Here is an 11,433-nt window from a genome sequence, read left to right on the forward strand (position 1 = left end):
GGGGGTACTGCCGTCGGTCGCCAATGGCCGCGTCAGCGACCTGTCTTCGGGGCCTTCCAGCGGGCGATGCCGCGAGCCACGATGTTGAGGATCATGATGAACACGATCAGGGCCAGGGCCGCCGCCCAGGCACGGTCGTAACCGACCTGGTTGCCCGACTGGTACTGCTGGTAGATGTACAGCGGCAGGGAGGCCTGGGCGTCCTTGAACGGGTCCGAGTTGATGACGGGGGTGCCCCAGACCAGGAGCAGGACGGGCGCGGTCTCACCGGCGATACGGGCGACGGCCAGCATGACGCCGGTCGTGATGCCGCCGATCGCGGTGGGCAGGACCACCTTGAGGATGGTGCGCCACTTCGGTACGCCGAGCGCGAGCGAGGCCTCGCGCAGCTCGTTCGGGACGAGCTTCAGCATTTCCTCGGTCGAGCGCACGACCACCGGCATCATCAGGATCGAGAGGGCCATGGCACCGGCCCAGCCGGAGGGGCCGAAGCCCAGCATCAGGATCCAGAAGCTGAGGACGAACAGACCCGCGACGATCGACGGGATGCCCGTCATCACGTCGACGAAGAACGTGACCGTCTTGGCGAGCTTGCCCCGGCCGTACTCCACCAGGTAGATCGCGGTGAGCAGGCCGATCGGCACGGCGATCAGGCAGGCGAGGCCGACCTGCTCCAGGGTGCCGATGAGGGCGTGGTAGATGCCGCCGCCGGCCTCGTCGTCCGCGACGACGCCCATGGAGTGGGTCAGGAAGTAGCCGTCGAGGACCTTCGAGCCGCGCTTGACCGTCTCGTAGATCAGCGAGGCGAGCGGGACGACGGCGAGCAGGAACATCACCCACACCACCGAGGTGGCGAGGCGGTCCTTGGCCTGGCGGCCGCCCTCGACGGTCGCCGAGAGGAAGTACGAGACGCCGACGAACAGGATCGCCGCGATCAGGCCCCACTGCATGCGGGAGTCGAGGTCCGCCGCGAGGCCGATGCCACAGCCCACGGCGAGCGAGCCGACGGCGATGACGTACGGCGACCAGCGGGGCAGCCGGGCCGCCTTGAGGTCGGAGGGCGAGGGCTTGCCGCCGGGGGTGCCGGTCGGCTTGACGGTCGTGATGCTCATGCGTTGGCCCCCGAGTACTCCTTGCGGCGCGCGATGATCATGCGGGCCGCGCCGTTGACCAGCAGCGTGATGACGAAGAGCACCAGGCCGGAGGCGATGAGCGCGTCCCGGCCGTACTCGTCGGCCTCGCTGAACTTGCTGGCGATGTTCTGCGCGAAGGTGCCGCCGCCGTAGTCGAGCACGGACGCCTGGATGATGAAGCTCGGGGAGAGCACGGTGGCGACGGCGATCGTCTCGCCGAGCGCGCGGCCGAGGCCGAGCATCGAGGCGGAGATGATGCCGGAGCGGCCGAAGGGGAGCACCGACATGCGGATGACTTCCCAGCGCGTGGCGCCGAGGGCGAGCGCGGCCTCTTCGTTGAACTTCGGGACCTGGAGGAAGACCTCGCGGCTCACGTTGGTGATGATCGGCAGGATCATGATCGCGAGCAGGATGCCGACGGTCATCAGGGAGCGGGGGGCGCCGCCCTGGTACTCGAAGATGCCGGTCCAGCCGAAGTAGTCGTCGAGCCAGCTGTAGAGGCCGGTCAGATTGGGGGCGACCACGATGGCGCCCCACAGGCCGTACACGATCGAGGGCACTGCGGCCAGCAGGTCGATCACGTAGGCGATGGGGGCGGCGAGCTGTCGTGGCGCGTAGTGCGAGATGAACAGCGCGATGCCGACGGCGATGGGCACGGCGATCACGAGCGCGATGATCGAGCTCACGATGGTGCCGAAGACCAGCACGGCGATGCCGAAGTAGGGCTTGCCGCCCGTCGTGATGCCGGCGGGGTCCCACTCGAAGGTGGTGAGGAAGTTGCCGCTGTCGTCCGCGAGGGCGACGGACGAGCGGTAGGCCAGGAAGGCCGCGACGGCGGCCATGATGCCCAGGAGCACGATGCCGGAGCCGCGGGAGAGACCGAGGAAGATCCGGTCACCCGGGCGGGTGGCGCCGCGGGACGCGCGCTTCTGCTCGGTGGGCGTGGGCTTGCCGTCCGGGACGGGGGATGGCTTGGGTGGTGTGTCAGTAGGTATATCCATGAGGTTCTCCGGTCTGCGGAGCCGCCTGCCCGAGGGGGCGGTGGCTCCTGGCGGCGGTGCACCGGACGGCGCGGCCCGCCGGAGTGGCGGGCCGCGCGCTCAGGTCAGCTCAGGCCCTTGATGGTTTCGCGGACCTTGGTGTTGATCTCGGTGGGGATGGGGGCGTAGCCCTCGTCCTTGAGGACGGCCTGGCCGTCCTCGCTGGCGATGTAGGTCAGGAAGGACTTGGTGGTGGCCAGGGTGTCCTTCTTGTTGCCCTTCTCGCAGAGGATCTCGTACGTCACCAGGGTGATCGGGTACGCGCCCTCGGCGGTGGGCTTGTAGTTCAGCTCGAGGGCGAGGTCCTTGCCCTCACCGACGGTCTTGGACTCGGCGATCGCCTTGGAGGCGTTGTCGACCGTGGCCTTGACCGGCTCCTTGGCGCCCGTCTTCAGGTCGACGGTCTTGATGCCTTCCTTGGCGTACGACAGCTCCATGTAGGAGATGGCGCCGGGCGTCTGCTTCACCAGCTGGGCGACACCGGAGGAGCCCTGGGCGGACTGGCCGCCCTTGGCGACCCAGCTCTTGCCGGGCTCGTGCGGCCAGGCGGCCGGGGCGGCGCCCTTCAGGTACTTGGTGAAGTTGTCCGTGGTGCCGGACTCGTCCGAGCGGTGGGAGGCCTGGATCTTGGTGCCGGGGAGCTTGGCGTCGGGGTTGAGCTTCTCGATCGCCTTGTCGTCCCAGGTCTTGATCTTGTCGTTGAAGATGTCGGCCAGCGTCTTGGCGTCGAGCACGAGGCTGTCGACTCCGGGGACGTTGTAGCCGACGGCGATCGGGCCGCCGACCATCGGCAGGTCGATGGCCTGGCTCGACTTGCAGACCTTCTTCGACTTCTCGATCTCCTCCGGCTTCAGGGCCGAGTCGGAGCCCGCGAAGGCGGTCTGGCCCTGGAGGAAGGCGGTGATGCCGGCGCCGGATCCGTCCGGCTTGTAGTTCAGCTGTACGTCGCTGCAAGCGGCGCGGTACTGCGCGACCCAGGCGTCGATCGCGTTCTTCTGCGCCGACGAGCCGGAGGCCATGAGCTGGCCCTTGGCACCGTCGCAGTTGATCTTGCTGGCGGCGTTCGACTTCTTGCCACCGTCCTTGTCACCCGTGTCATCCGAGCCGCACGCCGTGAGGGCCAGGGCGCCGGAGACGGCGAGAGCACCGAGGGTGAGGGCCCGCCGGTTCATGCGCTGAAGCTTCACTTTCGGGAGTTCCTTCCGGGAGCCGCCGGACTGGGGCGGCGTGCGAAGTTGTTCGAGTGGCCGTAGGTGACCAGTGGGGCAATCTCGTAATGCCGGGGCGGCCGTTTCGATCGCGCCACGCATCACGTAGGGCCGAAATTAGGCAGAACAGGTGAAGCGGCCGATGGCCGTAAGTGAACGCGCGGTGAACCTACGCGGACTTTGTGGTTAGGTCACGGTCGGATTACGTCGAGGGGGGCGCAAAGGCCCAAGTCGCCCTCATCCGGAGCGCCCCCCGGGAGAGGGAACGGTGACGCGGTGTATTCGACCGTGTTCCATCAGTCTCATGGGCCCGCCCGGTCCGCACACTCCGTACGCCTCGTCAGGTCTCGTCGGCCGGGTGGAGGGTCGTGAGGAGGGTGTCGAGGAGTTCGCGGTCGCGGGGCTGGGTGAGGCGGGCGCGGGCCTCGGCCGGGGGGAGCCAGCGGAGGCGGTCCACCTCGCGGTTCGGCGTGAAGTGGCCGTGGGTGGCCTCGGCGGCCCAGTAGCGGACCTCCTTGGGGCGGCCGCCGGTCCGGTAGCGGGCCGTGGGCAGGCGCGGGCCCGGCACGCACTGGTGGCCCGTCTCCTCGGCCACCTCGCGCACGGCGCCGGACAGCGCGTCCTCGCCGGGCTTCAGCTTGCCCTTGGGGTGCGACCAGTCGTCGTACTTCGGGCGGTGGACCAGGCAGATCTCCAGGGCGCCCGTCGCCGGCGAGCGACGCCACAGGACGCAGCCCGCGGCGCGGATCAGGTCCGGCGGCCCGCTCATGGCGCCGTGACCGCCTCGCGCAGCCAGGCCCGCTGGAAGGCGAACCTCGCCGCCTCCACCTCGTGGCGCTGGTCGGCGTGGAGCACGCCGAGGGCGTACGCCGTGGCCGGGGCGATGCGGGGGGTGCGGGCCGCCGAAGCCGCCGCGGCGGCCGCCTCCGCTGCCTCGCGGTGCAGGTCGAGGGCCTGGCCCGCCTGGACGAGGCGGGGGTCCAGGGGCGCGTCGCCGAGCAGGACCTCCTGGGCGTAGCGGTGCAGGCGCAGCAGGGAGCGGACCTTCAGCCAGGGGGCGTCCTGGGCCTCCGGGGCCGTGTCCGCCGCCAGGCCGTGGACCAGGGCCTCCGCGTTGTACGGGTGGCCCGCGAGGACCAGGGGCAGCGCGGCGACCGCCTCCGCCAGGTGCGACTCGGCCGCCGCGGCCAGCGGTTTGAGGTCCGCGTCCGGGGTGGTGCGCAGGGGGACCTCGCTGGCGAGTACGGCGACGTTGTCCGCGACGGCGTGGAAGCGGGAGGAGCCGAAGGCCTGCAGGGCGGCGGAGTGGGCCCGCGTGCGCGCCAGGGTGAGCTGGCGCTCCAGCAGGGCAGCGGCTTTGGCTGCGCCTATGGCGAGGGGGCCGGTGGGTTTCTTGGAGGCCGGGGCCGTCTGGGGGGTCCCCGCGGCCGGGGCTTGCGCCGGGAGGGAACCATGGCCGGCGCTCGCGGTATCGGCACCGTGGCCCTGCGGCTGTGCCCACCCTTCCCCAAGCTCTCGGCGTCGCTCGACCAGGGGAGGCCCCACTCGCCCTGCGGAACGACTGCCCACAGCGGCAGCGGCATCGGGTGCGGCCGTGGCGCCGGACAAGGGCGCACCCTGCCCACCCCCGGCCCACCTCTCGGTTCCGGGCGGCGAGGCCGGGGCCGACGGGCCCGGAAGCGGTGCCGTGGGGGCGGGTGGCGGTGGGGAGGACAGGCGGTGCAGGGCGCCCAGGAGCCGGTCCAGGCGGGCGGCGTAGGCGTGCTCGCGGGCCAACGTGCCCGACAGCCACGCCAGTTCGGGGCGGAGGGACTCCGTCCAGTCGGGGTCGAGCAGCGGCCGGAACGTGTGCAGCGAGGCGCCGATGCGGCGCGACGCGCGGCGCAGGGCACGGGCCGCCGCCAGGGACTCCTCGGCGCCCTGCGCGTCCGTGGCGGACTCGCGGTGCAGCCGCAGCGAGCGGAGGAAGTCGGTCGCCTGGTCCTGCAGGTGGACCGACAGGACCTCGCCCGCCGTCATCTCATGGTGTTGCTGTGCCACGCCGGCGCCTCCGGGCGTCTATGAGCATCTCCTGTACGTTCCGCAGGGGCTGGCCGTCCGGGTCCGTGGCATGCCGCGTCCAGTTGCCGTCCGCCCCCAGGTGCCACGAGGCCGTGGTGTCCGACATGCCGGTCTCCAGGAGCCGGTTCAGGGTCGCCCGGTGTGCCGGGGACATCACCCTGACCAGAGCCTCTATGCGGCGGTCGAGATTGCGGTGCATCATGTCGGCGCTGCCGATCCACACCTCCGGCTCGCCCCCGTTGCCGAAGGCGAAGACCCGGGAGTGCTCCAGGAAGCGCCCGAGCACGGAACGTACGCGTATGTTCTCCGACAGACCCGCGACGCCCGGCCGCACCGCGCAGATCCCGCGCACCCACACGTCCACCGTCACACCGGCCTGCGAGGCGCGGTACAGCGCGTCGATGATCGCCTCGTCGACGATCGAGTTGACCTTGATGCGGACGTAGGCGGGGCGGCCCGCGCGGTGGTGCTGTATCTCCCGGTTGATGCGGGTGATCAGGCCGTCGCGCAGGGACTTGGGGGCGACGAGCAGGCGCCGGTAGGTCTCGCGGCGCGAGTAGCCCGAAAGCCGGTTGAAGAGGTCGGAGAGGTCGGCGCCGACTTCCTGGTTGGCGGTGAGCAGCCCCAGGTCCTCGTAGAGCCGGGCCGTCTTCGGGTGGTAGTTGCCGGTGCCCACGTGGGAGTACCGGACAAGGTTGTCACCCTCCTGGCGGACCACGAGCGACAGCTTGCAGTGCGTCTTCAGGCCGACCAGGCCGTACACGACATGGCAGCCGGCCTCTTCCAGCTTGCGCGCCCACTTGATGTTGGCCTGCTCGTCGAAGCGGGCCTTCAGCTCGACCAGGACGAGCACCTGCTTGCCGGACTCGGCGGCGTCGATGAGCGCGTCCACTATCGGGGAGTCGCCCGAAGTCCGGTACAGCGTCTGCTTGATGGCGAGGACGTTCGGGTCGGCGGCCGCCTGCTCCAGGAAGGCCTGCACGGACGTCGAGAACGAGTCGTACGGATGGTGCAGGAGCACGTCGTGGTCGCCGCGAAGCGCCGCGAAGATGTCGGGCGCGGACGCCGACTCGACCTCCGCGAGGTCGCGGTGGGTGCCCGCCACGAACTTCGGGTACTTCAGCTCGGGCCGGTCCAGGCCCGCGATGGCGAAGAGGCCGGTGAGGTCGAGGGGACCCGGCAGCGGGTGCACCTCGGACTCGCCGATCTTCAGCTCCCGCATCAGCAGGTCGAGGACCTCTTCGTCGATGGACTCCTCGACCTCCAGGCGCACCGGCGGCCCGAAGCGGCGCCGCATGAGCTCCTTCTCCAGGGCCTTGAGGAGGTTCTCGGCGTCGTCCTCCTCGACCTCCAGGTCCTCGTTCCTGGTGAGCCGGAACATGTGGTGCTGCTTGATGTTCATGCCCGGGAACAGTTCCTGGAGGTGCTTGGGCGCGGCGATGATGTCCTCGATGGGGACGTACCGCTGCGGGGAGGCCTCCAGGAAGCGGGAGAGCAGCGGCGGCACCTTGACGCGCGCGAAGTGCTCGTGGCCGGTGACCGGGTTCTCGATCACCACGGCCAGGTTCAGCGAAAGCCCCGAGATGTACGGGAAGGGGTGCGCGGGGTCGACGGCCAGCGGGGTGAGGACCGGGAAGATCCGGTGCATGAAGAGGGTGTAGAGCCGGGACTGCTCCTTGTCGGTGAGCTCGTGCCAGCGCACCACGTGGATGCCCTCGTCGGCGAGCGCCGGGGCGAGCTCTTCCTGGTAGCAGGCGGCGTGCCGGGCCATGAGCTCGCGGCTGCGGGACCAGATCAGCTCCAGGACCTCGCGGGGCTGCAGGCCGGAGGCCGAACGGGTGGCGACGCCGGTCGCGATGCGGCGCTTGAGGCCCGCCACCCGGACCATGAAGAACTCGTCCAGGTTCGAGGCGAAGATCGCCAGGAAGTTCGCCCGCTCCAGGAGCGGGGTGTTCGGGTCCTCGGCGAGCTCCAGGACGCGTTCGTTGAAGGCGAGCCAGCTGCGCTCGCGGTCCAGGAAGCGGCCCTGGGGCAGCTGCGCGCCGCCGTATCCCGCCTGGGCGTCCTCGTCGTAACCGTCCAGGTCGGCGTCCAGGTCCGGGTCCAGGTCGGAGACGGTGGCCGCGATGGTGTGCGGCCGGTGTGCGGTCAGGGACCCGACGGACGGCTGGGCGTGCCGCACGCGGGCGGCGTCGGACTGCTTGACTTCGGACTGCCTGGCTTCGGACTGCGCGGAGGGCTCGCTCATGGGCCTATTCTTCCGCGCGGTACCCCTTCCGGGCGCGTCGGAGGCCTCGGGCGCGAGACGGGCCTGGCCGTTCGGGCGCGCTCGGTCCTCGGCTCGGTCGGGCACGGCGGGCTGCATTGCCTGAGCGTCGCAAGCCTGTCTGAATCAATGGTTACGCCGACATGACGTGCGGGAGTGCGGCTGGCGTCCCCCCGGCATCTACACGCCGGGGGGACCTGAGCCCCATCCGGTACCGCCCGTTCGGGCACGATTCAGGGCGTACGCCGCCGCAGCAGCCAGAAGCCCGCGTACACCGCCGCCGCGGCGAGGGCGAGGACGATTCCGGTCTCGATGAGCTGTACGTACCAGAAGTGGGAGCGGGGGTGGAAGTCCGCCCACGCCTCGACGACGCGGGTGTCGGCGGGGCAGGAGGGGGCGGGGTGGTCCGGGAGGCACTGGCCCGGGGCGAAGCGCTCCCCGGCGGCGTTGGTCACGCCCTGGTCCATGACGTAGTTGTCGGCGGGGACGTCGCCGGGGAACCAGTTGGCGCGTTCGCGGGCACTGGAGCCGGTGGCGGTGCGGACCGGGAAGAGGTCCCAGCGGACGCTGCTGAGCAGCCACAGGACGGCGCCGGTGACGGCCCCCGCGGCGGACATGGCGAGCAGGGTGCGGCGCACGAGCAGCCCGGCGAGCGCGCCGACGGCAGCCGCGAGCAGGCAGTACGCGACGGCGACGGGCCCGGTGGCCGCGTACACCGGGCCGTCCGACCAGCCCAGGTACAGGGAGTCCCCCACGGCGTGCACGAGTCCGGAGCCGCCGACCCAGAAGACGGCGAGGACCGCGAGGCCCGCGGCGACGGCGAGCACGGCGGCCACGGTGAGCCGCGCGCCGAGCCAGCGGGCAGGCGAGTCTCCTTGCGTCCAGGCGAACTTGTGCAGCCCGGCCTCGAGTTCGCGGGCGACGAGCGGGCCCGCGGTGAAGGCGGCGACGGCGAGCGGCACGAAGAGCAGGGCGACCGAGCCGCGTTGGAGATACGTGTGCAGCAGGTCGTCGGCGTTGGAGAGGCCCAGGAGCCGGATGAGTCCGGGGCGCCCTTCGTGTGCCAGGCGCAGATAGCCCGTCACGGCGAGGGCGAGGACGGTGAGCGCGAGGGCGGCCCACAGGGTGGTGCGGTGCAGGCGCAGGACGGACCGGTGGGTGCCGCGCGGGACGGGGGTGGGGGAGGTGTCGGCCGCGGTCGGGGTCGGGCTCGGGGTCAGGGAAGCGGTGGTCATGCCGTCACCGCCGTGCGGTCGGCGGGGTTCGCGCCGGGGGTGAGCAGTGGCGGCGCGTCGGGGGAGCGCAGGTGGGCGAGCAACAGCTCCTCCAGGGACGGTTCTTCGACGTCCCAGCCGCTGTCGAGGCGCAGGGGTCCGTCGGGGCGTACGAGGGCGGTGAGTCCGCGGCCGGTGGCGTGGGACTCGACGACGGTGTGCGCCGCGAGATCGGTGAGCGGCCGGGCGCCTGTGATCAGGGCGTGGGCGTTGACCAGGTCGTCGATGCCGCCGCCGAGCCGGACCCGGCCGCCGGACACAAGGAGCAAGTGGTCGCAGGTGTCGGCGAGTTCGCCGACTATGTGGGACGACATGACGACGGTGGTGCCGTGTTCGGCGGCCTCGGCCATCAGCGTGCCCATCAGCTGGTGGCGGGCGAGCGGGTCGAGGTCGGCCATCGGCTCGTCCAGGAGCAGGAGTTCGGCGCGCTTGCCGAGCGCGAGGGCGAGCGCGACGCGGGTGCGCTGGCCGCCGGAGAGGGAGCGGACGCGGGCGCCCGGGTCGAGCTCGCCGTCGGCCACCACGCGTGCGGCGAGGGCGGCGTCCCAGCGGCCCGGGTTCAGTTCGGCGCCGAGGCGCAGCGTCTCGGCGATCGTGAGCTGCGGGTAGAGCGGCTTGTCCTGTGCCACGTACGCGATCCGGGTGCGTACGTCGGCCGGGGATCCGCCGAGCACGGCGAGCCGCCCGGACGTCGGGCGCAGCAGGCCCGCGGCGAGCGCGAGCAGCGTGGACTTCCCGGCGCCGTTCGGCCCGACGACCGCGCACACGCGGCCGGCGGCGAGCCGGAAGGAGCAGCCGCGCAGCGCGGGCGCGCGGCGGCGGCCGTAGGCCAGGGTGAGGTCGGCCGCCTCCATGGCGGTGTCGGTCATGCGGGGTCCCCTTTGGCGGTCGGGTTCTTGGCGGGCGTGGCCTTGACCGTTGTGCCCCTGCCGGTCGTGTCCTGCTCCGATGCGAGCCGCTCCGGTGTGAACTGCTCGTCCAGTACGGCCGTGAACAGCGCCGCCACGTCGTCCCGCTCCAGGCCGGCCGCGCGGGCGCGCCCGGCCCACTCCAGGAGCTCGCCGCGCAGCGGTGAGTCGGCCGGGGTGCTGCCGAGGGACTTGCGGACGAACGTGCCGAGGCCGCGGCGGGCCTCCACCAGGCCTTCGCGCTCCAGCTCGCGGTAGGCCTTCAGGACGGTGTTCGGGTTGATCGCGGTGGCCTCGACGACCTCGCGTGCCGTCGGCAGCTTGTCGCCGGGCTCCAGCAGGCCGAGGCGCAGGGCCTGTTGGGTCTGCTGGACGATCTGGAGGTAGGTGGCGACGCCACTGCGCCGGTCGATGCGGTACTCGACCACTGCCTTGCACCACCCTTTCACTAATTGAGTAGTGAAAGGGTGGTGCAAGAGAGGGGGCGGCGTCAAGTGACGCCGCCCCCTGGGGTGTTGCCTTCTTGCTCTGTCCTTACGACTCCGTGCGGTACATCAGGTCCGTCTCGTGCGTCACGAACCCGAGCCGCTCGTACACGCTGACCGCCGCCTTGTTGTCCGCGTCGACGTACAGCATCGCCGTCGGAAGGCCCGCCGCCGCGAGGTGGCGCAGGCCGACGGTGGTGAGCGCCTTGCCGAGGCCGCCGCCCTGCGCGCCCGGCCGCACCCCGAGGACGTACACCTCACCGAGACGCTCCGCCGCGTGCACCTTCGTCCAGTGGAAGCCGACCAGCTCGCCGTCCGCCTCGCGCTCGGCCAGGAAGAACCCGGCCGGGTCGAACCACGCCTCCGCCTTGCGGTCGTCGAGGTCGCGCTGGGTCAGCGAGCCCTGCTCGGGGTGGTGCGCGAACGCCTCGGCGTTCACCGCGAGCCACGCCGCGTCGTCCTCGCCGGGCACGAAGGCACGTACGCGGACACCCTCCGGGAACACCGGCTCGGGCAGGTCCAGATCCGCCAACGGGCGCCGCATCTGGCGCAGTTCGCGGAACAGCGTCAGGCCGAGCACCTGGGCCAGGTGGCGCGCCGCGGAGTGCCCGCCGTGCGCCCACACCCGCAGCCGCCGCCCGGACTCGCCGAGCAGCGCCGTGCCGAGCGCGCGGCCGTGCCCGTGACCGCGGTGGGCCGGGTGCACGACCAGCTCGGCGGCGGGGGCCTCGATCGGGTCGGTGTCCTCCAGCTGCGCGTATCCGGCGAGTTCGGCGTCGACGGTGAGCAGCAGATGCCGTACGCCTGCCCGCGGGTCGCCCTTGAGCTGCAGCCGTCCCTGCTCGGACACGGCCTGCTGGCCGTCGGTCCGGGCCGCGTCCGCGAGCAGCCTGAGCACGGCGGTGGCCTGCTCGGCCGAGAGGGCGTCGTAGGTGTCGATCCGGCGGAGTGCGGGGGCCTCGGCGGGCTGCTCGTCTGTCATGAGTCGAGGGTAAGGGGGACGGAAGGGGTGCCACAGATAGAGCCCGTCCGGCGATTGAGGACGAGCGCGCAGCGCG

The 11,433-nt window shown here is 71.6% G+C and carries 10 protein-coding genes; all 10 read right to left on the bottom strand.

From position 1 onward, the window contains the following. Nucleotides 1–32 precede the first annotated feature (32 nt). Nucleotides 33–1,112, bottom strand: coding sequence for a phosphate ABC transporter permease PstA (gene pstA / locus IEY91_RS18490; RefSeq protein ID WP_189174858.1), 1,080 nt, complete (start codon nucleotides 1,110–1,112; stop codon nucleotides 33–35). Further along, the gene (pstC, locus tag IEY91_RS18495) at nucleotides 1,109–2,134 is read right to left on the bottom strand and encodes a phosphate ABC transporter permease subunit PstC (RefSeq protein ID WP_164323408.1); all 1,026 of its coding nucleotides are present in this window, start codon (nucleotides 2,132–2,134) and stop codon (nucleotides 1,109–1,111) included. Before pstC ends, pstA begins: the two co-directional genes overlap by 4 nt. 104 nt (nucleotides 2,135–2,238) lie before the next feature. After that, entirely contained in the window at nucleotides 2,239–3,360 is a 1,122-nt protein-coding gene (gene pstS, locus IEY91_RS18500; RefSeq protein ID WP_189174859.1) for a phosphate ABC transporter substrate-binding protein PstS, read from the bottom strand. Between the two features lie 361 nt (nucleotides 3,361–3,721). After that, entirely contained in the window at nucleotides 3,722–4,150 is a 429-nt protein-coding gene (locus tag IEY91_RS18505) for an NUDIX hydrolase (protein ID WP_189174860.1), read from the bottom strand. Continuing rightward, nucleotides 4,147–5,421, bottom strand: a complete 1,275-nt coding sequence (locus IEY91_RS18510) for a CHAD domain-containing protein (protein WP_373287976.1) — start codon at nucleotides 5,419–5,421, stop codon at nucleotides 4,147–4,149. Before IEY91_RS18510 ends, IEY91_RS18505 begins: the two co-directional genes overlap by 4 nt. Next, a complete protein-coding gene (locus IEY91_RS18515) occupies nucleotides 5,402–7,807 on the bottom strand; it encodes an RNA degradosome polyphosphate kinase (protein WP_164323412.1) in 2,406 nt (801 codons plus the stop codon). Before IEY91_RS18515 ends, IEY91_RS18510 begins: the two co-directional genes overlap by 20 nt. Before the next feature lie 134 nt (nucleotides 7,808–7,941). Beyond that, entirely contained in the window at nucleotides 7,942–8,943 is a 1,002-nt protein-coding gene (locus IEY91_RS18520) for an ABC-2 membrane transporter-related protein (protein WP_189174861.1), read from the bottom strand. Further along, entirely contained in the window at nucleotides 8,940–9,851 is a 912-nt protein-coding gene (locus tag IEY91_RS18525; RefSeq protein ID WP_189174862.1) for an ABC transporter ATP-binding protein, read from the bottom strand. Before IEY91_RS18525 ends, IEY91_RS18520 begins: the two co-directional genes overlap by 4 nt. After that, nucleotides 9,848–10,318, bottom strand: a complete 471-nt coding sequence (locus tag IEY91_RS18530; protein WP_229697070.1) for a GntR family transcriptional regulator — start codon at nucleotides 10,316–10,318, stop codon at nucleotides 9,848–9,850. Before IEY91_RS18530 ends, IEY91_RS18525 begins: the two co-directional genes overlap by 4 nt. Before the next feature lie 106 nt (nucleotides 10,319–10,424). Then, nucleotides 10,425–11,357, bottom strand: a complete 933-nt coding sequence (mshD, locus tag IEY91_RS18535; protein WP_189174863.1) for a mycothiol synthase — start codon at nucleotides 11,355–11,357, stop codon at nucleotides 10,425–10,427. Nucleotides 11,358–11,433: the final 76 nt, after the last annotated feature.

Origin of the sequence: Streptomyces lasiicapitis (assembly GCF_014646335.1) — a bacterium.
Taxonomy (GTDB): Bacteria; Actinomycetota; Actinomycetes; order Streptomycetales; family Streptomycetaceae; genus Streptomyces; species Streptomyces lasiicapitis.

Excerpts from the sequence above, each read along its gene's own strand:
- pstA (WP_189174858.1), bottom strand. The coding sequence starts at position 1,112 with ATGAGCATCACGACCGTCAAGCCGACCGGCACCCCCGGCGGCAAGCCC.
- pstC (WP_164323408.1), bottom strand. The coding sequence starts at position 2,134 with ATGGATATACCTACTGACACACCACCCAAGCCATCCCCCGTCCCGGAC.
- IEY91_RS18505 (WP_189174860.1), bottom strand. The coding sequence starts at position 4,150 with ATGAGCGGGCCGCCGGACCTGATCCGCGCCGCGGGCTGCGTCCTGTGG.
- IEY91_RS18515 (WP_164323412.1), bottom strand. The coding sequence starts at position 7,807 with ATGCAGCCCGCCGTGCCCGACCGAGCCGAGGACCGAGCGCGCCCGAAC.
- IEY91_RS18520 (WP_189174861.1), bottom strand. The coding sequence starts at position 8,943 with ATGACCACCGCTTCCCTGACCCCGAGCCCGACCCCGACCGCGGCCGAC.
- IEY91_RS18525 (WP_189174862.1), bottom strand. The coding sequence starts at position 9,851 with ATGACCGACACCGCCATGGAGGCGGCCGACCTCACCCTGGCCTACGGC.
- mshD (WP_189174863.1), bottom strand. The coding sequence starts at position 11,357 with ATGACAGACGAGCAGCCCGCCGAGGCCCCCGCACTCCGCCGGATCGAC.